The following is a 23,701-nucleotide window of genomic DNA, read 5'->3' on the forward strand; positions in this document are numbered from 1 at the left end:
CCTACTTATCAATAAAAAATACAGGATTGCCATCGAATCTTACATCTATATATCCCTTAGCACCATTTAACTTTTCTTCCAATAATATATTCAACGCCTTGTTCATCTTTTCATTCATATTCCCTTCACTGCCTAGCTTTATATACATATTATTAAAATATGCTTTAATATCCAGTGAATCACTTACATCCACAGAAGTAAGTTCAGCAGGAAATTTATTATTTTCAATTATATTTCCTAAGGCAGTTATAGCTTTTATTTTTCTTTCATCTTTTTTATTATCGATAGCTTTACCTATATCCGTTTTAGTATAATCAATTCCATCCAATTTAACTAAATGCATATTATTTATATTATCTATTTTTTGAAGTAAAATACCATTTTCATCTATAACATAATACTTATTATTATTTTCACAGTAAAATACTGCCTCTCTTTCCTTAACATTTATATTTACAGTAGTAGGAAGTTTTCTGCTTATCACCACATCTTTTATATATGGATTACTTAATATACTGTTACTTGCATCTTTTAAATTAATATAAAATATATTATTTCCTATATTTATCTTAGAACTATTTACAATATCAGTGCTTAAAACATTCTTATTTCCATATACTTTAATATGCTGTATATTAAAATAAGGCATTTTTAAACAAAGTATAAAAAATAACGCTACTAAAAATACCATAAGAATAAGAGCTCTTTTTATTTTTCTTTTTTTTCGTCTCTTTAAAATCATATCATTATCTATCTTTACCGAAAAATCACCCATCTCCTACCAACTCACTTTATAATTTAAATGTAAAATACTATAAGATATATATATATTAACACTTAATAAAATTAATTTCATTAAAATAATCATTAATTTTTTATATATTTTTTCTTACAACAATATTAATCAATAAAACATTTTTCCAAATAAACATAGCATTACAAATTTTGCAATGCTATGTTTTATCCATATTCGCTTTGCCTTGATATATTCAGAAGCACTCCCATTGCTATCATGTTGATTACAAGGGAGGATCCGCCATAACTTATAAAAGGTAATGGGACACCTGTTACTGGCATAGAGCCAGTTACAACTGCAATATTTATTATGGCCTGTACTGCAATAACTGAAGTTATTCCAGTAGCTAGAAGTGTACCATAGGTATCTTTTGCTTTTATGGCAACTACAATTCCTCTCCATACAAGTACTATAAATAATATAACAATAAGTGTACATCCTATGAGCCCCAATTCTTCTCCTATAATGGAAAATATAAAATCATTATGAGGTTCAGGTATGTAATAACATTTTTGTCTTGATCTTCCAAGACCCACTCCCCATATTCCCCCTGAGCCCATGGCCAAAAGGGATTGAATTAGCTGGTATCCATTGCCTTTAGGATCAGCCCAAGGGTTCAAAAAGCTTGTAAATCTAGCCATTCTATAGGGCTCAAATATTATTCCTGCTATCCCTCCAATTGCAACTAATCCCACCACTCCAATCATATGAATAATTCTGGCCCCGGAAACATAAAGAACTATCATTGTAACTATCATTATTACAGCAGCTATACTTAAGTTTTTTTCTGCAAATACCAGACCTGCATAAAACGCAGAAACTAAAAGGTATGGAATAACTCCATAGAGCATAGTTTCTATTTTTCTTCCACCTTTTAGTTCTATACTTTTAGCCATATACAAGACTACAATATACTTTGCTATTTCAGAAGGCTGAAATCCAATAGAACCTACTCTTATCCACCTCTGAGCACCTTTAGTTGATTCAAAGGCAAATACCGCCAGCAAACATATTATAGATATTATCATAAGCAACTTTGTATATTTTTTTATATTTTTGTAATCAAACTTTATGGTAAAAAACATAAAAAATGTACCTATTATTGCCCATAATCCCTGTCTCTTCAAATAGAACATGCTATCTTGTGTACTTTTATCAAAAAACGCCTTGTAAGAACTTGCACTATAGACCATTACCACTCCAATGGCTACTAATAACATTATAGTTGAGAACAGTATAAAGTCTATAGAACCCATTTTAGTCTTTGACTTGCTAATTTTCATAAAAATCCTCCTAGATTATTACTGCTAAGGCTGACAAAAGCATAGGCTATTTCATAACTTTTTATTATTAATGTTTTCAGCTATAGAGATAGAAATCCAAATAAACACAATATTACTGTAACTATACAAAATATAGAAACCACTTTAGTCTCATGCCAGCCTGAAAGTTCAAAATGATGGTGTATCGGTGCCATTTTAAAAATTCTTTTGCCAGTAAGTTTGAAGGAAACCACCTGAAGTATAACAGATATTGTCTCCATTACATATATTCCACCAATTATTATAACCAATAACGGAAGTTTTAATATCATGGCCACTGCTGCCACAGCACCACCTAATGCCAGTGAACCTGTATCCCCCATGAAAATTCTTGCAGGAAAGGCATTATATCTTAAAAATCCTAAAAGCGCTCCTGCTAAAACTGCACAAAAAACAGCTAATGTAATGTGACCCATAGCAAAACTTACTAAAGCCAGAAAAGTCATCACCAGCAGTGTAACGGAAGTAGCCAGTCCGTCAAGACCATCTGTTAAATTTACAGCATTTGTAGTAGCCGCAAAATATACTATTATAAATGGAATATAAAATTTTCCTAAGTCCCAGGTCTTATGTGCAAAAGGTACTATTATAGATGTACCTATATAAGGATTATTGGCAGAATAACAGGCAAATATTCCAGATACGGCCAATAATAATATCATTTTCTGGTAAGCTCTAAGACCTAAATTCCTTTTTCTCACTATTTTTAAAATATCATCAATGGCTCCAATTACTCCAAATGCCACAAAAGCATACAAGACTATCATTGCCTCGTCTGAAGGATTTTTTACCAAGATTGCCATGGTTATAAAAGTTGCCAATATGAATATTATGCCTCCCATGGTTGGTGTTCCAGCTTTCTTAAGATGGCTCTTTGGACCATCTTCCCTTATGCTCTGCCCAAATTTAAACTTATGGAGAATTGGAATCAAAATAGGTCCTTCTAAAATTGCTATTAAAAATGCTATGAGAACAGAATATATTAATCTATTCATACTATATTTGCTCTAAATTAATAGAGCTTTCACCTCCTAACAACTGCTGTTTTTCTTTAGTGCTTCTGCTATAGTTTCAAACTTCATAACTCTTGAAGCTTTTACAAGTACGGTATCCCCTATTTTAATATATTTATTTAAAAGGAAATCCAGAACCTCTTCTTGTTTATTAAAAAGCATAAATTGTCCATTTTTGTTTATAGACTTAAATCCTCTCTTAAAATCCTCCGCATGATCTCCTAAAGCTATAAAAAGATCTACATTATTTTTTGCCGCATATCTTCCAACTTCTTCATGCATCTTATAGGATGCATCTCCCAGTTCCCTCATGGTTCCAAGCACCACTATCCTCCTATTGGATTTAAAGTCTTTCAAAACGTCTATTGCAGCTTCCATAGATTCTGGATTTGCATTATAGCTGTCATTTATTATATTAAATTTTTTGCCTTTAAATATTTCCATTCTCAGTGCAGTAGTTTTTATATTTTTAAATCCTCTCCTTATTTCCTCATAAGTCATATTTAAAAGTCTTCCACAGGCAACTGCCAGTAGTGAATTTACTATATTATATTTTCCCGGTAAATTCACTGCAAAACTTTCTTCAGTTTCAGTTTTATTTTCACACACTTTAAATCCAATAGAATCTTCATCTACCACCAGGTCATATGCAGAAATATCTGCAGGTTTTTCCACTCCCACTCTCTTTATAATAAATTTATCATCTTTTAACTTTTCAAGTAAATCATTATCTGAATTTATTACTAAAATATTATCTTTTGAAAAGAAATCCGTTATTTCCAATTTTGCCTTTAATATGTTTTCCCTGCTTCCCAGAATTCCTATATGCGCCCTTAGTACATTTGTTATCACTGCAATATCCGGTCTTGCAGCTTTAGCCATATTATGTATTTCTCCTTTACTGTTCATACCCATCTCCAGAACTGCCACTTCATAACTATTGTCCAATTTAAACAACATATGGGGCAGACCTATCTGGTTATTAAAATTACCTTCTGTCTTAAATACCTTAAATTTAGCACCAAGTACAGCTGCAATTATATCTTTAGTGGTAGTTTTACCGGCAGAACCTGTTATTCCTATTATCTTTACATGAAGTTTGCTTTTATAAAACTCAGCTAGATCTAAAAGAGCCCTATTACCATTTCCCACCTGAACTATAGTTGTGCCTTCATTTATTTCATCACTATTAAATCTGACTTCATCTACAATGCAAATAGCAGCCCCTTTTTCACTTGCCTGACCTGCATATTCATTACCATTAAAATTTTCTCCCTTTAGAGCAATAAATATATCTCCCTTTTTCAGCTTCCTGGTATCTGTGCACACATTTTCGTATCCATTGTATTTTCCAGGTAATATAACTTTACCTTTTACTGAATTTACTATTTCTTCAAAGCTCATATACTCCAAAGACAACACTCTCCCTTTTTTAGTTCACAATTCACAGTTTACAATTGACAATCTACAGAATTCAACAATTGTGAAATGACAGCTGTAAATTGTACATTTTCTTATATTGTGAATTGCTAATTGTGAATTGTGAATTCCCTTATAATATCTGCTACTACTTCCCTTTCATCAAAATGTATGGTTTTATCTTTAAGGATTTGATATGTCTCATGTCCTTTTCCTGCTACAACTACCACATCACCCTTATTTGCCATCTTCATAGCCTCTTTTATTGCCTCTCTTCTGTTCTCGATAACGATATAATTATGAGTTTTTACACCTGCCACTACTTCATTTATTATTGACATTGGTTCTTCTGTCCTTGGATTATCTGAAGTTATCACTGCAAAATCAGACAACTCAGTGCCTATTTTACCCATTATAGGTCTTTTGGTATTGTCCCTGTCACCGCCGCATCCAAATACACATATAAGTTTTCCCTTTGTAAATTCCCTGGCGGTTTTCAATATATTCTGAAGTCCATCGGGGGTATGTGCAAAATCCACTACCACTTCATATCCCAAATCATATGATTTAGTAACTATTTCACACCTTCCAGGTACAGACTCCATTGACTCAAGTCCCTTTTTTACAGTACTTAAATCCACCCCTTCACATAAACAGGCTGCTGCACTTCCAAGAGCATTCATGGCATTATACTTGCCTGGTATATTTAAATCTACAGGCTCTGTTTTTTCATTATAACTTATATTAAAATTTATTCCCCTTGAGTGCATATTTAAATTGCTGCCTCTAACCTCAGCCTCCCTATCTATAGCATAAGTAACTTTAGTTCCCCCTGCATCCTTATATATTCTCTCCCCATATTTATCATCTATATTTATTATAGAATTAAAAGTATTTTGAAACAAAATAAGTTTAGCCCTGTAGTAGTTTTCAAAAGTTTTGTGAAAATCCAGATGATCTCTTGTTAAATTAGTAAATATTGCCTGGGAAAATTTCACTCCATATGTTCTATCTAAATACAGTGAATGGGAGGAAGTTTCCATAACACAGTAATCCACAGCTTCATCCACCATTTCTTTAAATAACTTCTGAAGCTCCAGGGATTCCGGAGTAGTTCTATGAGAAGGTATTTTTTTGTCTCCCACGTAATTGGCTATACTTCCTATAAGTCCTACCTTATAACCTGCAGTTTCCAATATGGACTTTACCATAAATGTGGAGGTAGTCTTGCCATTGGTTCCTGTTATACCTATTATCTTCATCTTTTTAGAAGGATTATCATAATAGTTTGATGAAATAAGTGCCAGTGCTTTTCTCGTATCCTTTACCTTTATCATAGTACATTCAGGAACAGATTCCAGATTTTCACTTAATACAATTGCTGATGCTCCATTCTTAAAAGCATTATCTATATACTTGTGGCCGTCAGTAACATACCCACGGATACATACAAAAACATCTCCTGTTTTCACTTCTCTTGAATCATACTGTACTTCCCTTATGTCTAAATCATCATTTCCTCTAACAACTTCATATTCCACATTATTCAATAACTTTTTTAAATTCACAATATCAACTCCCTAGTTACAAATTATATACAAAATACACACAGTCTACACATAGTATTGGCATGCAATATCATAAATTTATAATAATATTGCATGCCGCAACTAATTTCAATTATAATTTTTAAGATGCTGTCTGTAAAGGAAATTTTAATCATTCTGGTTTTCATTCTGGGCATTGCTCTGACTGCTGGTTTGATTAGAATCCTGAGGTACTGCATCTCCCTTTATTGCAAGATAATTAAATATATCCGTAAAAACCTGTTTTGCAGTTGGTGCAGCTGTCTGTGCTGCATAGTAATTGGATGGATCCGGTTCATCTACAGAAACAAGCACTGTTACCTTAGGATCACTTGCCGGTGCCATACCTGCAAATGAAGCCACATATTTTCCAGGCTGATATCCTCCGACCCCAGCTTTTTGTGCCGTTCCAGTTTTACCTGCTATATGATAGCCACCTATAAAGGCATTCTTTCCTCCTCCTTCAGAAACCACCGTCTCCAGGTATCCCCTAAGCTGTGCTGCTTTACTTGAATCCAATATTTTTTGAGTATTAGCTTTAACATCATATGTCTTATCTACAATTTCTTTACCACTGTTTTCATCATAATGTTCTATTTGTTTCATAACATGAGGAGTAATTAGATTTCCTCCATTTGCCACTGCATTAAAAGCTTTTAAATATTGAACTGCAGTCACCGTATTAGCCTGGCCAAATGAAATAGTGGCAAGATCTACATCACTTATATCCTGTGTTTTTTTCACTATTCCCCTTGCCTCACCTGGTAAATCTATGCCGGTTTTTTGTCCAAAACCAAATTTGTGTATATAATCATTTAACTTTTCTTTTCCTATTTTCTTCCCAAGTTCCGCAAATCCCACATTACAAGAATTTTTCAATATGTCCCCAAAGCTTTGTACCCCGTGTCCTGAAGTCTTCCAACAATGTATGACCCTTTTTCCTATAGTTATACTTCCATCACATGAAAAAGTGTCATTTGGACCTACAGAATTGGTTTCCAATGCAGTTTGGGCTGTTACCACCTTAAATATGGAGCCTGGTTCAAAAGTATCACTAACTGCCCTGTTCCTCCATGTTTTTTGCAGCTCGTCATAGGATTCGCCCTTTATCCATGGATCATTTGGATTATAATCCGGCTTATTTGCCATAGCCAATATCTCTCCATTTTTAGGATTCATCACTACTATAGAAACTGCCTTTGCCTTGTAATCATTAAGAGCCTGTTCAGCCGATTTCTCCGCAAAATGCTGAATCATCTCATCTATAGTGAGAACTATATCTTTTCCATCTACAGGCTTTGTAAATTCCGAAATAGTATAAGGTAATTCCTGGCTCTTTCTATCCAGTTCTGCAATCCTGCTTCCTGGAGTTCCTGCCAATTCCTTATTGTAATAAAGTTCAACTCCAGTCAATCCTACTCCATCTGAATTGGTATGTCCCATTACCTGGGCTAAAAAATTATTGTTTGGATAATACCTCTTAGTATCCGAAGATACCAGTATACCATTCAAGTTCAGGTTTCTCACTTTATCCGCTGCTTCTTTTTCTACTCTTCTCTTTAAAGTTGCAGAACCAATTGGAAGCCCTCCCGGCAAGGTCTTATTTAATATTTTAGATACATCATTTTTGTCCATGGAAAGAATACCAGCAAGTTCCCCTGACAATTTATCTTCAGATATTTTTTTCTCTTCCATGGTTTGTTTTAAAGTATTCATATCCAGATCAACTCTGTACACATTGGCACTTACAGCTAATTCATTCCCACTTCTGTCTAAAATTTTCCCCCGCTTTGCATCAATCTTCACGTCACTTGTCCATTGAGCTACAGCCATAGATTTAAGTTCAGATGATTTATATATCATTACATAACCCATTCTACACACCAATAAAAAGAAAGCTAAAAATAGGAAACTAAAAGCAATTATCATTCTTTTTCTGATAATAACTCTATCCCTATATTCCCTCTTGTACAAAATTACTTACCTCCATATTAATTGCTTCAACTTATTTAATATCCCTTTTTGTGTTTTTATCTTATCTGTATTCACCTGATTTTTTATAATTGGTTTATTTAAATTTGTATAAACCGCATTTCCCTTATCTGGTACTACCATATTAAGTTTGCTTTCTGCATTTTTTTCTATATATTCTAGATTATCATACTTTACCAATTCTACTGTTAAATTTTCATTTTGTCTATTAATATCACTTATATTACTTTCCACTGAATTCAATTCAGTTTGCATATTATATATTACGGAATATCTATATATGAGAGTTAATCCAATTATGAAAAACACACAGATATTTAAGAGTACTTTAAGTTTCTTTTTTACCTTTTTCTGTCTACTTATATTTTTCTTTTTATGTATATTTCCATCAGTTTTTTCATAAGGCTTGTACTCTGGTTGTAAGACGGTATTGCCATTTATCATATTTTCTTCATTCATCACTATCACTTTATTCACCCCACCTAAACTTTAGAACTAAATTTTTTCAGCTGTTCTCAATTTAGAACTTTTACTTCTTGGATTCTTTTCCATTTCTTCTTGTGCAGGTATTATTGGTTTTTTATTTATAATTTTTATAACAGGTTTCTTATTACATACGCAAATGGGAAAATTCGGTGGACAAGTACATGGATTTTCTAACTTTCTAAACTTGGATTTCACTATCCTATCTTCTAATGAATGGAAGGTTATAACAGATATTCTTCCGCCCATATTCAATCTTTCCACACTATCTTCCAATGCCTTATCCAATATTTTAAGCTCTTTATTAACTTCTATGCGTATACCCTGAAAAGTTCTTTTTGCCGGATGGCCGTCCCTTTGAAACTTTAAAGGCACTGACTTTTTTATTATGTCAACTAATTGTAAAGTTGTACTTACTGGCCCCTTTTCCCTCTCTCTTACTATAGAATTTGCTATTCTATTGGCAAATTTTTCTTCACCATAGTCTTTTAGGACCCTATAGAGCTCTTCTCTTTCATATTTGTTTACCACTTCATAAGCAGAAAGAGAACTCTCCCTATTCATTCTCATATCCAGGGGGGCATCTTTCATATAGCTAAAACCCCTGTCTGGATTATCAAGTTGATAAGAAGAAACTCCAAGATCCATAAGTATACCGTCTACCTTATCTATTTTAAGTTCCTTTAAAATTTCCTCTACATAATAAAAATTACTGCAGACATACGTCACATTTTTAAATTCTTTTAAGTTTTCCTTTGCTGCATTAATTGCTGAAATATCTTCATCAATTCCCACAAGTCTTCCACTTCCAGATAATTTTTTTAATATTTCCCTTGAATGTCCTCCTCCTCCTAGTGTGCAATCTACATATGTTCCATTTTCCATAATATTTAAGCTATCTATAGTTTCCTGTAAAAGTACAGGTACATGTCTAAATTTCATAAAATATGTCCTCCATTTTGCTATATTCCAAGTTCACTCAACTGTTCTGCTATATTGTCAAAATCTATATTAGAATTATTGTATTTTTGCCAGCCTTCTCTGCTCCATATCTCCACTCTATTTGATACCCCTATACTTACTATTTCCTTATTTATACTTGCATATTCCAAAAGTGACTGTGGCATAACAATTCTTCCCTGTTTATCAGGTTCCATTTCATTTGCACCAGAGAAAAAAAATCTTACAAAAGCTCTGGCATTTTTATTAGTAAATGGAAGGCCCTTTAATTTTTCCTCCAAAACATGCCATTCGCAAAGCGGAAAAGCATAAAGACATCCATCCAACCCCTTGGTCAATATAAACTTTGCTCCTAATTCTTCCCTAAATTTAGAAGGTATAATTATTCTCTTCTTGCTATCCAGAGCATGATCATATTCACCTAAAAACATTATCGCACCTCTTATTGTTATTTCGCTCCACTTTAAACCACTTTAGACCACTAATTATTTATTCTATATTAACATAAAAATTCCTTCTTTTTTTAATGTTTTTAATATATTTTTTAAATCTATTAAACTATGAATATTTGCGATTTTTTACCATATTTCCCCATAAAAATATTTTATTACTATTAACCGATTCAGCCCGTTATTTATTGCTTTCATTGAAATAATTTTTTCTGTAGAGTATAATTTATAAAGGATTTTATATTTAGTTAATTATAATTTTAAGAAGGGAATGTACATAGATGAAACTTGGAATTGTTGGACTGCCGAATGTTGGTAAAAGTACTCTATTTAACGCAATAACAAAGGCAGGAGCAGAATCTGCTAATTATCCATTTTGCACCATAGAACCAAATATAGGAGTAGTTAGTGTACCAGATAAAAGATTAGATGTACTTGAAAGCATGTACAATTCAAAAAAAAAGGTATATACAACTATTGAATTCTATGATATAGCAGGCTTGGTAAAGGGTGCCAGTAAGGGAGAAGGCCTGGGAAATAAATTTTTATCCCATATAAGGGAAGTAGAAGCCATCGTTCATGTAGTCAGATGTTTTGAAGATGAAAATGTGGTTCATGTAGATGGCAGTGTAGATCCTATTCGTGATATTGAGACTGTAAATCTGGAACTTATATTTTCAGATTTAGAGGTTATGGACAGGAGAATAGAAAAAATATCAAAATTAGCTAAAAGTGGAGATAAGCAAGCCAAAGCTCAATATACCTTCATGTTAAAAGTAAAAGATCATTTGGAAAAGGGTAAACCTGTGCGAACTATGGAATTGACCGAAGATGAAAATGAACTTATAAGCGAATTTTTTTTGCTTACAACTAAACCGGTACTTTATGTAGCCAATATTTCCGAAGATGATTTGACTTCGGGAAATTCAGAAAACAAATTTGTAAAAAAGGTGAGAGAATATGCAAAAAGTGAAAATTCCCAGGTGATTGTTATTTCTGCTAAAATAGAAGAAGAGCTTTCTGCTTTGGATGACGATGAGAAATCAGAAATGTTAAATGAATATGGTTTAGCAGAAGCTGGTCTTGATAAATTGATCAATGCCAGTTACAAATTGCTTGGTCTTATGAGTTTTTTAACTGCAGGTGTTAAAGAAGTACGAGCTTGGACTATAAAACGTGGTACAAAAGCGCCAGAAGCTGCTGGTAAAATACATACAGACATACAAAAGGGCTTTATAAGAGCTGAAATTGTATCCTATGACAAGCTCGTCGAATGTGGTTCAGAAGCAGCTGCAAAAGAAAAAGGCTTTTATAGACTTGAGGGCAAGGATTATGTCATGCAGGACGGGGATGTAGTCAATTTCAGATTCAACGTATAACAACTTGATATGAAAATTTTTAAAAATTTTGCAGTAGATTGATACAAATGAATCTACTGCATTTTACTATTGGTTAATTTGATGCCTTTCTCTTCCTATCAGATGAATATTTTTTCAATTCCTTTTTAGCTGCACAAATTACAGTATCATAATCTGTTCCCATAAGAACCTCCACTGCATCTTTCAAATTACACATACAATATATATGAAAATTTTCTTTTACTATTTCCTGCTCAACTTCATCATTTAATACCAATCCATTTGTATTTGACTGTGGTATCAGTACCCCTTTTTCCCTTGTATTATCTAATATTTTACATATCTTGAAAAAGCCTTCTATTTTTTCATTTATCCCGCCTACAGGTTGTACTTCTCCAAATTGATTTATAGAGCCGGTTACTGCTATATTTTGCTTAATTCCTATTTTAGTAAGAGCAGATATGATACTTATAGTTTCTGCTACAGAGGCACTATCACCATCTATTTTTCCGTATGTCTGCTCAAAACTCAGATAAAAATCCACGGGTATTTTCTCATAACCCCCTATTAGACTTTTTATACAGCCTCTTAAAATATTTACAGATTTATTGTGAATTTTGCCGCTTAAATCACTTTCTTTTTGAATATCCACAATATTTCCACTTCCCTTTAAACAGGAGCAAGTTATTTTTACGGGTTTACCCAGACTAAAATAACCTGTACTAATGACAGAAAGGGCATTTACCTGACCTATTACTTTTTCCCTTACATCTATAAATATTTGACCTTCTCTATACATGTCTTTTATTTGTTTTTCCACCATCTCTTCTTCATAAGCTGCATTTAAAATATCACTTTTATCTATGATTTCCCTTCCTCCTTCAGAAACTCTATTGTCAGAGATCATCAGGATCTTTTCTAGTTTATAGTCGTCCATAAATAATTTATTTCTATCTTCAGCCTTCTTAGATAAAACCCTTGCCAGTTCCACTATTGCCTTTTCATTAACTGGATGCAGCCTATTGTTCTTGTATATAGAAAAAACTTTTTCCAGGAATATTGCCTTTGTATTTTTATCTATTTTTAAAAGGGATTTATGCTCTCCCCTTAATTTAAACATCTTCTTAAAATCTTCATCATAATTGTAAAGCAAATCATAGGTTCCATAATCTCCTATAAGTATTATCTTCTCACTGAATTTTATAGGTTCCGGTTTCAATCCACTTAAAGATAATAACTCTAAATATCCCCTGTTATAATTCAAATCAACTTTACCACTTATAATGGATTTTTTTAAATAATAATAAGCCCCCTTATTATTTAAAAGATCACTTACCCGAAGTATTAAACACCCCCCATTGGCTTTTAAAAGCGACCCTGGAGCAATAAGACTTACATCTGTAATATAATTTCCATTCTTATTTTCATATTCTATACTTCCAAGTAAATTATTTACGCTGGGATCCTCTTCGAATATTATAGGAGGTTTATCTTTTTCACTATTGTCTACCAATACATTTACTGAATATCTATAAATTATCTTCATTATATTCTCTTTGTCATCTTCATAACTTATGGAATATATTTTTTTTATTTCACTTTCTATATTGCCGCATACCTGATTTAAAAATTTTAGAGCTTCTCCATCTCCGTTAAACATTTTTAAATATTCTTCTTTAATTTCTTTTGTTTCCTCTTCATAATATTCGTCTAAAAGGAGTTTAATTCTCTCAATCTGGCTCAGTTCAATATTCTTTAATTTTTCCAATACCTTTTCCGCACTACTTTTTAACAAGCTTACTTTATTTAGTATTTCCTCCTTATCTTTCAATTTAAGTAGATCGTATTCTTCTTCATTCATCACTTTTCCTCCTTCTTTCAAAGGAATAAAGCTAAACCCACTTTCAGTAATTTTTAAACTAAACCCTTCACTCTCACACATTTCAACAACTTCATTTATCAAATCACTTCGTTTTACCTGAAGATCTTTCTCCAAAATCTCCTTTTGTTTATTTGCGGAGTCATTATAGAATTCATAAGTGAATTTAAAATATGAATTTTGTATTTTATTTAACATATATTTTAACTTTTTCCCCTTGCCTGCTGGCAAAAACAACGTTTTTGGCATTCTACCGTCTTTAATTACTATATAACATATATCCTTTAGATCACCTTTATTTCTTATAATTCTACCTATAAAATTCATAATATTTTCAAGTCTATCTTTTGAAAAGTTTTCTATAATATATACATTATATCCCTCTTTATTTATATTCAATGCAGTTTTAATTTTCTCATATATTTCTCCATATTCGGATTCAAAATTAAGTCCATCATATAGATCATCCCTATTATCAAAATTAAAATCCACATCATCCAATTCAAAATTATATATGATTTCCTCTTTAGATAGTTCTCTATTCATATTTCTCCTCCTTTTAAGTGCTTAATATAATAGTATTCTTTAAAGTCATATTTAGGAACGAATTTTAAAAATAAGTATATATATTGCCTATATGCAAACTATAATAAAAATTACTTTATATTTTAAAAACAAATATACTATGGTATAATATAATCAAATTTTTTATACGATTTCTATAGAAAATTCACACTTACTTATATCAAAATAAAGTAATAAAGGAGTTAGTATATACATGAGTTTTAAAGAAAAAATTGCGCAATATTACACAAAATCTTATTTAAAAAAATATGGTGACAGATTGACACAGGTACAAGGTACTGTAATATCTGTTAAAATAAAGAAAAAAACTATATTATGGATATTTAATAAATTGACAGTAACCCTTTTAGTAAGACCTGAGAGAAGCAGAAATATAGTGAGGTGTTCCTACCTGCGAAAAAAGTGGTTTAAAAAGCCTGAATTTATACCTGTAAATCAGGGAAACTTGGTTTTAATTCAAGGCCTTAAAGGTAAAAGAGGAAAGGAAAACAGGGAATATGTGGAGCTTATCAATATAAGGAATATGACCACTAAAAAAGACCTCGTACCTATAGAAGGTAAAGTACCTAAAGTACAGAGAAAAGTTCAACGATTTAAATAATTTACTCTAAATTCAAGCATTTTAAACTTAAGTAATGCAAATAAAGATGGCAGCTGCAATATGCTGCCATCTTCTTTATTATAAATTTGTTTTTTCTATATAGTGACAATTAACATCAATATGATTTAAAAATAGCAATAACCTTTCATAGATTGGATGAATTTTATCACCATACTTTACTTCTAGATCTTTTCCAATATCTTTTACAGTTTTATTACCATCTATTTGTAGAAACACATAACTTCCGTACTCATCCATAGTAATTTTTTTATATCCCGGGATTCTAAATTTAAGCTTTCTCAAAAACCTTTGGATATTGTGATCTTGTTTTTCAAGTATAGTCACAATATGGTCTTTATCAACTTCATATTCCAAGTTATCCTGGATTTTAAATATTATATTTAAAACTTCTTCATTGTTATTCATCATTTTTCACTTTACTTTTCAGTATAGGTATGGCGGTGGCTATTACAAGAACTATCAACATTACAAATGCCATTCCATTAGTAGCCGCAAATCCGCTTGGACCATTTCCTTTTACAATGCCTGATACTTGAAGTATTATACCAATAAGTCCTATTATAGATCCACCGGCAACAAGTCCAGATGATAAACTTACACCGTTAGAAATTTTGGCTTCTTTTTCTTTCTCAGTTTTAGAAACTTTTTCTACAAATAAACGAATGAATGCACCTATCAATATTATAGAAGTAGTAGATATAGGTAGATAAAATCCTATTGCAACTGTCATTACGGGAAGTTTTACCAAGAATAAAACAGCTCCCATAACAACACCAACAATTATCATGACCCATGGTAATTTATTTGACATTATACCTGCAGTCAACGTTGACATCAAATTAGCCTGAGGTAATGCAAAAGGTACCTTATCACCAGTCATTGCAAGCTGACTTGAAAGTAATAATATGACACCAGTAACTACTGCAACACCAACTACACTAGCTATGGCAAAATATTTTTGCATTTCATTCTTGTCACCGCCAACTATAAAAGTAACTTTTTGTGATTGACTGTAACCACCAGCTGCAGCTATGGCAGTAACTATAAATGTACCAAATAACAGTAGGGATCTGTTATCTCCAATATTTTTCCATCCCATTCCCACAAATAATAATGTCACAATAACTATAGAAGCTATAGTCATACCAGATACAGGAAGGTTTGAAGTTCCTATAGTACCAGTTAAACGACCAGAAACTATAACAAACAGCAAGGACAACAATAGTGATAAAATAGAAGCAGCTACTGCCATTAATATGTTACCACCAGATACAAGAAAACCGCCTATAAAACCTATTAATATACCACCAAGTAATATCAGGTTTTCAGCAGATGAACTGCCACTGCCCTTTGAAGACTTGGCATTAAGAGTTTCCTTTATAGAAGACCCTATAGTTGGTATAAGTTTTACAGCACTTATCAATCCGCCAGAAAGCATCATACCTGCCCCGATATATTTTACATAACTACCTGCTATATCTTTAACCTGCATAGCATTTACAGCAACATGGGGATTATTCCATACAGATGGACCACCTTGCCCTAGAGAGGTAAAATAGCCTATTAAAGGCATAATGGCAAAATTAGATAATATAGAGCCAGCAAACATAGTCAAAGATACTTCTATACCAACTATAAATCCTATACCTATTAATAGAGGGTTAACTTCAACTTCAAATTTCCATTTGTAGAAGGACTCGTTTACATAACTTATAACATTGTTAGCCACATTTAGAAATGAACTAGTTAAAACAGTTATAGCACCGCCTATTCCAAATCCAATTCCCATGTACTTGATTGATTCTTTAGCACCTTCTGAAGCAACAAGTGTTTCAGATATAGCCATTGACTCAGGATACATTAACTTACCATGTTCTTCAACTATTAAATAATTGTAAACAAGGGAAGCTATTCCTATACCAAATAGTGCTCCACCTACACCAACAACAAAACCTTCTAAGAAAGAAACTTTTGAACCTATCAAAAGGATTGCTGGTAAAACAAATATCATACCACTAGCAATAGATTCTCCACCACTTGACATACCTTGAACTAAGTTTTTACCAAGGATACCTTTTTGTTTAGCAAATATAGTTATAAATACGGAACCTAATATAGAACCAGGTATGCCGGCGGCAACTGTAAGCCCTGCTTTCATACCTGAATAAGCAGTAGATGCTGCAAATAGCACAGCCAGCAAAATACCGATTATTAACACAGCAACATTTCCACCGGATTTAGAACCACTGGAAATGTACGGGACATAATCTTTACCAGATATGCCTCCATAGGCACCTTTAGATAATTTTTTATTCATGAATAATATGTACCTCCTTTTATAGTCTTACTTAATATTTTTACAGTTATACTTAATAATTATAGCATAATTATTGTATAAATTCACTTTCCAATTTTCATAATACTTATATTGGGTATTTTCATAGTAAAACAAATATCCATTAGCAGGTGCTTTTCTCTTATTACTTAAGAGCTTTTAGTATTTCTACTAGATATTTCCATGTTCTCTGGGTGGAAGGTATACTCAGATGTTCGTCTGCAGTATGAACTCCAAACATAGTTGGTCCAAAAGATATCATATCCAGTTGTCCATTAAACTTCTCTTCAAAAAGCGCACATTCAAGTCCTGCATGAATTGCAGTTACCAAAGGCTTCTTCCCAAATAACTTTTCATAAACATCTATAAAAATTTCTCTTATTTTGGAATCGGAATTATATTTCCATTCTGGATAAGCTGATTCCGCAACTACTTTTCCATTGGTGAGATTGGCTATAGCAGTTATGGTATCAAATATATTTTCCTTTATACTTCCCACAGAACTTCTTATTGAACTTATGATTTCAACACTATTCTCCTTAGTTTGAACTATTCCTAAATTCAAGGAGCTTTCTACCAGACCTTCTATATCCATACTCATACTTTGAACTCCATTTGGAACAAGGTACAGGAAATTTATCACATTTTTTGTAGTCTCATTATTCAGGGCTTTCTTTGGCTTTTCCCCTGCAGTTTTTAAATTAACTTTTAAATCTGGATCTGCCTTCTTGAATTCCTCTTTAAAAATTTTTTCAAAACTGAAAACTTGTTCCTTCAATAAGGATTTATCCTTATTATTCACACATATAACAGTCCGTGCTTCACGGGCAATGGCATTTTGTTTTGAACCTCCATTTATGGAACTTATATTGAAATTTATTTTAGAACTCAGACCCTTAAGCAAACGAGCTAACAACTTATTTGAATTAGCTCTGCCCTTATGTATTTCTGCTCCCGAGTGACCACCTTTTAGTCCCTCAATTTCAATTACAAAAGCATCAAAATTTCTATTCATATCTTCCCAAATTATTGGAATGTTGGTTCTTGACGAACATCCACCGGCACAACTTACAAGCAACATTCCCTCTTCTTCTGAATCTATATTTATAAGTGTCTTACCAGACACATTCTTGGGATCCAGCGCCAGTGACCCATCCATTCCCGTCTCCTCAGAAGTAGTAACCACTAATTCAATTGGTGGATGAGCTATACTCTCCGATGCCAAAATTGCTAGTCCCATAGCAACTGCTATGCCATCGTCTCCTCCAAGAGTTGTACCTGTTGCATATAACATGTCATCTACTACCCTCAATTTAATTGGATCTTTCATAAAATCGTGTTCTATTCCAGATTTTTTCTCGCAAACCATATCCATGTGTCCCTGAATTATTATACCCGGACTGTTTTCATACCCCCTGGAAACCGGTTTTTTTATAATTACATTTAATGCTCTATCTTGTATAACATCCAAATTATGTTTTTTTGCAAAAGAAACCAAATAATCACTGATTTCCTTTTCATTCCCCGAGCCTCTCGGAATATTGCTAATTTCTTCAAAATACTTGAATACTTCAACAGGTTCAAGGTTTTCCAATGTTCTATCTCCCATTTATAATCTCCTCCTAACTTAAAATGTTCATTTTAAGTAAATATTTTTATAGTATTACTTAACTATATTTCAACATAAAAACAGTAAAAAATCAATACATGTAATTATTTGATTTTTCAATATCTTTGTATCTTTATTTAGCTTCATACTCTACTTTATATTAGACACATAACAATATAACAATTTACAATGAGTTTTTATTACAATTTAATAAATATCAATGGTTTTTCAACATCTAATAAAAACTATGAAAAATATTTAGGAAATTAGAATTGCTTTCAGCAATTCTAATTTCTTATTCTTCAGTTCTATCCATTGATTCCAGTACATTTCAGATTTAAGCAATATTTGACTTAAAATATAGATACAAGCTATTCATAAATGCAATTATGCCGGAGAAAAATAAAACTATGAACCACTGTGAGATAATAAGTGGTGAAGTATGAAACACCATCTGCAAAAACGGTATATAGATTGTACACAAAAGCATGGCTATAGATGTAGCAACTGCGGCTAAGAGATATATATTGGTGAATACATTTATCTGGAATATAGAATGTTTTTCAGATCTGCATTCAAATACATGTATGAGCTGAGATATTATAAGAGTACAAAGTGCCATGGTTCTTGCTGTTTCCAGTCCAAATCCCAGATATAGTCCTATTACAAAGGCAAGCACTGTACATACTCCAATAAGAGCTCCCCTTACAATGATCTTTTCACTAAGTCCTCTTGCAAATATACTTTCATTTTTAGCCCTGGGCCTTCCTTTCATTATATCCCCTTCTGGAGGATCCACTCCAAGGGCTATAGCCGGAAGTCCATCCGTCGCTAAATTTACCATGAGTATTTGTATAGGTAAAAGAGGTGTCTCCAGGGCGAATATGGAGGTCAAGAGCATGGTTAAAACCTCTCCCAAATTACAGGATAACAAATATCTTATAAATTTTCTTATATTGTCATAAATAACTCTTCCTTCTTCTACTGCAGCTACTATGGTTGTAAAATTATCATCTAGAAGTATCATGGATGATGCCTCTTTAGTTACATCCGTACCTGATATTCCCATACAGATTCCAATATCCGCTTCCTTTACTGCAGGAGCATCATTTACCCCATCTCCTGTCATAGCCACAATATTATCCTTAGCCTTAAAAGCTTTAACTATTCTAAGCTTATGTCCTGGATTAACCCTTGCAAATATAGAAACCTGCTGTATTTTACTAGAAAGTTGTCTATCACTTAGCTTGTCTAATTCCTCTCCTGTTATTACCTGAGATTGTGTTTTACATATGCCCAATTCTTTTCCAATGGCAAAAGCTGTATTTTTATGATCCCCCGTTATCATGACAGGCCTTATACCCGCCAACTTACACTTTAGCACAGCATCTTTTGCTTCTTTTCTAGGCGGATCTATAATTCCAGCTATCCCTATAAAGATCAAATTATTTTCCAGCGACTTTCCGGCAGCCACCCCACTGTCCTTGTAAGCACCGGCTATGCACCTCAAGGCATCAGAAGTCATATTCTCCACTGCCCTTAAAGCCTTATTTTTTTCACTGGAAGTAAAAAGCTTAACCTCTCCTCTATCCAATATATATTTACATCTATTTATTACCCTTTCTGGTGCTCCTTTTACATAACATACCTTTTTAGAACCTTCTTTCATTATGACAGACATCATTTTTCTGTCAGAGTCAAAAGGTATGTCATAAATTCTCTCAGCTTTGTCCATGAATTTTTTCAGAGTCTTTCCATCTTTGAAAAATGCTTTTATTAGAGCCGTTTCCGTAGGATCACCCATAAGCGCTTCTGAAATGTGAACTTTTTTTATGTCAAAATTAAAATCATTGCAATATGTAAAAGCTTTTTTCATAGTCATATTTTCAGGAAAAACCTCTCTATCAGCTTTATGCATTTTTCCGTTAAAATACAGTGCCTTTACAGTCATCTTGTTTTCAGTAAGAGTGCCTGTCTTATCACTGCAAATTACAGAAGTACATCCTAAAGTCTCCACTGCAGGTAATTTTCTAACAAGGGCATTTCTCTTTAACATCCTGGACACCCCAAGAGCCAGTGCAACAGTAACTATAGCTGCAAGTCCCTCAGGAATAGCTGCTACTGCCAAACTCACTCCAACTAAAAACATTTCATATTTATCCTGTCCCCTCCAAACACCAGTTAAAGTTACTATAATACATATGGCAATGCATATAACCACCAGTACTTTTCCCAGAGACGCCAATTTTTCCTTAAGGGGAGATCTGTCTTTTTCAATGTTCTGAAGCATACCTGCTATTTTCCCCATTTCGGTCTTCATACCCGTTTGCACTACTTTGGCTTTTCCCTTTCCTTTAATAACTATAGTCCCCATGTATACAGAATTATTTTTTCCAAAATTACTTTTTCCCACACCTTCAGATTCCCCCGTTAAAAGGGATTCATCCACCATAAAATTACCTTTAGATAATAGGATACAATCTGCAGGTACCTTGTCTCCAGACTCCAGAAATACCACATCACCTACTACCAGCTCCTGGGCATTTATAATTTTAATTTTGCCGTTTCTAAGCACCCTTGAAGTAGGGGAAGCCAATTCTTTTAAGGTTTCTAAAGATCTTTCGGTTTTAAACTCCTGTGCAAAACCCAATATGGCATTCATAATTATAATAATAAGTATGGTTATTGCATCTGCCTTTTCTCCCATAAATCCAGATATGACAGTGGCTACTATAAGAATCCAGGTTATAAAATCATTGAACTGAGAAAAAAATATTTTTACAGGAGATATTCCCTTTTTCTTTTCAATGGTATTAGGTCCATATTTTTTTAACCTTCTCTCTGCTTCAACTTGCGTCAGACCACTTTCCAGCTCTCTTTCATTAATCAATTTTATCCCTCCAAAGTATTTATTCTCTCTATGTTAATTAAATATATGCCTATTTTACATTCCATTATGACAGTTTTGAGCAAATGCACAGCTTACAATTCACAATGCACAGTTCACAATTTCTTATGGCAATCTAATGTTTATACAGTTAAATATGTGGATATAATTAATAGCTAGTGGATAATTGGTCTAAATTTTGCTATAATATTTATATTAATCCATGACAATGATTTTATATACACATATTGTTTTATACATATACTTAGGAGGAAAAATTTATGAATGATGTTGTATACATTACAGGGCATAAAAATCCAGATACAGATTCCATATGCTCTTCAATAGCTTATGCAGAATTCAAAAACAAAATGGGAGTTAATGCAATTCCCATAAGATTAGGAAATTTAAATAGGGAAACTAAATTTGTACTGGATTATTTTGAGGTTAAGCCCCAAAAACTAGTGGAAAATGTTAAGGCACAAATTTCTGATTTAAATATCGACAGTGTAAACCCTATATCCCCGGAAACATCTCTTAAAACAGCTTGGGCAATGATAAGTAAAAACAGTGTAAAAACTCTTCCTGTTGTAGATGATGATGATAAATTAATAGGTATTGCATCTCAATCCAATATAACTTCCTGTTATATGGACATATGGGATGCCAATGTAATAGAGAAAAGCGGTACTACTCTTGAAAACATACTTGATACTCTTTCCGCCAAATGCATATATGCTGCTGAAGAAAACCCTAAATTCAATGGTAAAGTCATAGTTGCTGCAATGCAGCCTGAAAGCATTGGAGAAATACTGGAAAAGGAAGATATAGTACTTTGCGGAGATAGGTTGGATGCACAAAATGTAATATTGAATTCCAGAGCTTCACTTATGATAATAACAGGTAATCATGAAGTAGATGAAAATATAATAAAAAAGGCCAAGGAAGTAAATTGTTCAATTATAATCACACCATTTGATACATTTACAGCCTCCAGATTGATACCTCAGAGCATTCCCGTAGGCTATGTTATGAAAAAGGATGACATATTGTCTTTTAAAATTTATGACTTTATAGATGATGTAAGGGATGTCATGCTTAAAACCAGGTATAGGAGCTATCCTGTAGTTGACTCTGAAAATAAGGTTATAGGAAATATTTCAAGATATCATTTAATATCTCAAAACAAGAAAAAAGTGATACTTGTAGATCACAATGAAAGATCTCAATCCGTTCGCGGTCTTGAGGATGCAGAAATACTTGAGATATTGGATCATCATAAAATAGGAGACGTACAAACCGGTTCACCTATATATTTCAGAAATGAACCAGTAGGTTGTACTGCTACCATAGTAGCTTCAAGATTTTTTGAAAATGGAATAAGACCTTCTCAAAAAATTGCAGGTCTTTTATGTGCTGCTATAATTTCGGATACTCTGTTATTTAGATCACCTACTTCTACAGATCTGGATAAGCTAATGCTAAAAAGATTATCAGCCATAGCAGGTATAGATCCTGAAGTTTTTTCTAAACAGATGTTTAAAGCGGCTTCTTCTCTTGAAGGAGAAACTCCAGATGAAATATTAAATCAGGATTTTAAGATTTTTAACATCTCCAATACAAAAATAGGGGTTGGTCAAGTTTCTACCACGGATGCGGAAGGGTTCAAAACTATAAGAAGTGATGTTGTAGCTTCTATGGAGTCCAAATGTAAAGATGAGAATTTTGATCTCATAATATTTATGGTAACCAACATACTAAAGAGCGGCTCTGAATTAATTGTTGTGGGAGAACATCAGGATATAGTTTCTAAGGCCTTCGGAATAAACCTAAATGATGGAAGTGCTTATATTCCAGGTATTCTTTCAAGGAAAAAACAAGTCATTCCACCACTTACTGCTGCCTTGTCTTCATAGAATTGCATTTTAAAAATTTGCTATAAAAGGATAAAAGACCTGGGGGAAAATACCTTCAGGTCTTTTATCCTTAATCTTCAATTTCTGACATATTCACAGTTCTTATCTTAGCTCCACATTCACTATTATCTACAAACCTTTCCTTTTTATCTATATTTTCATCTTCTGGCTCTGCATTTACGGATTCCTCTTCTTCCAGGTCTAAGTCATCCACATCATCATAAGGCTTGTAATACCCCGTCATTTCCTCTGGTTTACTATAAGGTGGTGGATATGTTGGGGGGGATGATTGCATATAATCCATTTGATACATACAATTCATGCATGGGTTTGAATTATTTAATACCATTGGGCACATTCTATACATATTAGGTGGATACATATCCTGCATAGGATAATCAACATCCCAATCATACATGTCATCTTCTCCAATATATTCATTGGAATCCATAATCGGACATCTGTACATACTATAACTCCTCCTGAAAAT

General features: G+C 32.9%; 18 protein-coding genes. 3 read left to right on the forward strand and 15 right to left on the reverse strand.

Annotation, left to right across the window (positions count from 1 at the left end; all coding sequences use genetic code 11):
• Position 1 precedes the first annotated feature (1 nt).
• The 9 genes from AB8U03_RS00425 to mraZ all read right to left on the reverse strand — a co-directional run bounded on the left by AB8U03_RS00425 (position 2) and on the right by mraZ (position 10,002).
• Positions 2-775: a cell division protein FtsQ/DivIB gene (locus AB8U03_RS00425; RefSeq protein WP_369702574.1), complete on the reverse strand. Its 774-nt coding sequence runs from the start codon at positions 773-775 to the stop codon at positions 2-4.
• Positions 776-960: 185 nt separating this feature from the next.
• Positions 961-2,073 carry a stage V sporulation protein E gene (gene spoVE, locus AB8U03_RS00430; protein ID WP_369702996.1) on the reverse strand — a complete coding sequence of 371 codons (1,113 nt, stop codon included), beginning with the start codon at positions 2,071-2,073 and terminating at the stop codon, positions 961-963.
• Positions 2,074-2,159: 86 nt separating this feature from the next.
• Entirely contained in the window at positions 2,160-3,113 is a 954-nt protein-coding gene (mraY, locus tag AB8U03_RS00435; protein WP_369702575.1) for a phospho-N-acetylmuramoyl-pentapeptide-transferase, read from the reverse strand.
• Between the two features lie 36 nt (positions 3,114-3,149).
• Positions 3,150-4,544 (reverse strand): UDP-N-acetylmuramoyl-tripeptide--D-alanyl-D-alanine ligase, encoded by a 1,395-nt coding sequence (locus AB8U03_RS00440; protein ID WP_369702576.1) that lies wholly within the window; start codon positions 4,542-4,544, stop codon positions 3,150-3,152.
• A 116-nt stretch (positions 4,545-4,660) separates the two neighbouring features.
• The gene (locus tag AB8U03_RS00445; RefSeq protein ID WP_369702577.1) at positions 4,661-6,118 is read right to left on the reverse strand and encodes a UDP-N-acetylmuramoyl-L-alanyl-D-glutamate--2,6-diaminopimelate ligase; all 1,458 of its coding nucleotides are present in this window, start codon (positions 6,116-6,118) and stop codon (positions 4,661-4,663) included.
• 147 nt (positions 6,119-6,265) lie between these two features.
• Entirely contained in the window at positions 6,266-8,065 is a 1,800-nt protein-coding gene (locus AB8U03_RS00450) for a stage V sporulation protein D (protein ID WP_369702997.1), read from the reverse strand.
• Positions 8,066-8,116: 51 nt separating this feature from the next.
• A complete protein-coding gene (locus AB8U03_RS00455; RefSeq protein WP_369702578.1) occupies positions 8,117-8,605 on the reverse strand; it encodes a septum formation initiator family protein in 489 nt (162 codons plus the stop codon).
• 18 nt (positions 8,606-8,623) lie between these two features.
• On the reverse strand, positions 8,624-9,553 hold the full coding sequence (rsmH, locus tag AB8U03_RS00460; protein ID WP_369702579.1) for a 16S rRNA (cytosine(1402)-N(4))-methyltransferase RsmH: 930 nt from the start codon (positions 9,551-9,553) through the stop codon (positions 8,624-8,626).
• A gap of 20 nt (positions 9,554-9,573) precedes the next feature.
• On the reverse strand, positions 9,574-10,002 hold the full coding sequence (mraZ, locus tag AB8U03_RS00465) for a division/cell wall cluster transcriptional repressor MraZ (protein ID WP_369702580.1): 429 nt from the start codon (positions 10,000-10,002) through the stop codon (positions 9,574-9,576).
• Positions 10,003-10,301: 299 nt separating this feature from the next.
• Between mraZ and ychF the strand changes: the two genes are divergently transcribed.
• Positions 10,302-11,399 carry a redox-regulated ATPase YchF gene (gene ychF / locus AB8U03_RS00470; protein ID WP_369702581.1) on the forward strand — a complete coding sequence of 366 codons (1,098 nt, stop codon included), beginning with the start codon at positions 10,302-10,304 and terminating at the stop codon, positions 11,397-11,399.
• A gap of 73 nt (positions 11,400-11,472) precedes the next feature.
• On the opposite strand, the gene AB8U03_RS00475 is transcribed toward ychF, so the two are convergent.
• Positions 11,473-13,803, reverse strand: a complete 2,331-nt coding sequence (locus AB8U03_RS00475; RefSeq protein ID WP_369702582.1) for an AAA family ATPase — start codon at positions 13,801-13,803, stop codon at positions 11,473-11,475.
• Between the two features lie 232 nt (positions 13,804-14,035).
• Between AB8U03_RS00475 and AB8U03_RS00480 the strand changes: the two genes are divergently transcribed.
• Positions 14,036-14,443, forward strand: a complete 408-nt coding sequence (locus AB8U03_RS00480) for a hypothetical protein (RefSeq protein ID WP_369702583.1) — start codon at positions 14,036-14,038, stop codon at positions 14,441-14,443.
• 78 nt (positions 14,444-14,521) lie between these two features.
• Here the strand turns inward: AB8U03_RS00480 and AB8U03_RS00485 are convergent, their stop codons facing one another.
• The 4 genes from AB8U03_RS00485 to AB8U03_RS00500 all read right to left on the reverse strand — a co-directional run bounded on the left by AB8U03_RS00485 (position 14,522) and on the right by AB8U03_RS00500 (position 21,298).
• The gene (locus AB8U03_RS00485) at positions 14,522-14,872 is read right to left on the reverse strand and encodes a PqqD family peptide modification chaperone (RefSeq protein ID WP_369702584.1); all 351 of its coding nucleotides are present in this window, start codon (positions 14,870-14,872) and stop codon (positions 14,522-14,524) included.
• Positions 14,862-16,781, reverse strand: a complete 1,920-nt coding sequence (locus AB8U03_RS00490) for an OPT family oligopeptide transporter (RefSeq protein WP_369702585.1) — start codon at positions 16,779-16,781, stop codon at positions 14,862-14,864. Before AB8U03_RS00490 ends, AB8U03_RS00485 begins: the two co-directional genes overlap by 11 nt.
• Positions 16,782-16,944: 163 nt before the next feature.
• A complete protein-coding gene (locus AB8U03_RS00495; protein ID WP_369702586.1) occupies positions 16,945-18,408 on the reverse strand; it encodes an aminoacyl-histidine dipeptidase in 1,464 nt (487 codons plus the stop codon).
• A gap of 337 nt (positions 18,409-18,745) precedes the next feature.
• Positions 18,746-21,298: a calcium-translocating P-type ATPase, PMCA-type gene (locus tag AB8U03_RS00500; protein WP_369702587.1), complete on the reverse strand. Its 2,553-nt coding sequence runs from the start codon at positions 21,296-21,298 to the stop codon at positions 18,746-18,748.
• 278 nt (positions 21,299-21,576) lie between these two features.
• Between AB8U03_RS00500 and AB8U03_RS00505 the strand changes: the two genes are divergently transcribed.
• Positions 21,577-23,211 (forward strand): putative manganese-dependent inorganic diphosphatase, encoded by a 1,635-nt coding sequence (locus tag AB8U03_RS00505; RefSeq protein WP_369702588.1) that lies wholly within the window; start codon positions 21,577-21,579, stop codon positions 23,209-23,211.
• 70 nt (positions 23,212-23,281) lie between these two features.
• On the opposite strand, the gene AB8U03_RS00510 is transcribed toward AB8U03_RS00505, so the two are convergent.
• Positions 23,282-23,680 (reverse strand): hypothetical protein, encoded by a 399-nt coding sequence (locus AB8U03_RS00510; RefSeq protein ID WP_369702589.1) that lies wholly within the window; start codon positions 23,678-23,680, stop codon positions 23,282-23,284.
• Positions 23,681-23,701 lie beyond the last annotated feature (21 nt).

The organism is Clostridium moutaii (genome assembly GCF_041205085.1).
Taxonomy (GTDB): Bacteria; Bacillota; Clostridia; order Clostridiales; family Clostridiaceae; genus Clostridium_B; species Clostridium_B moutaii.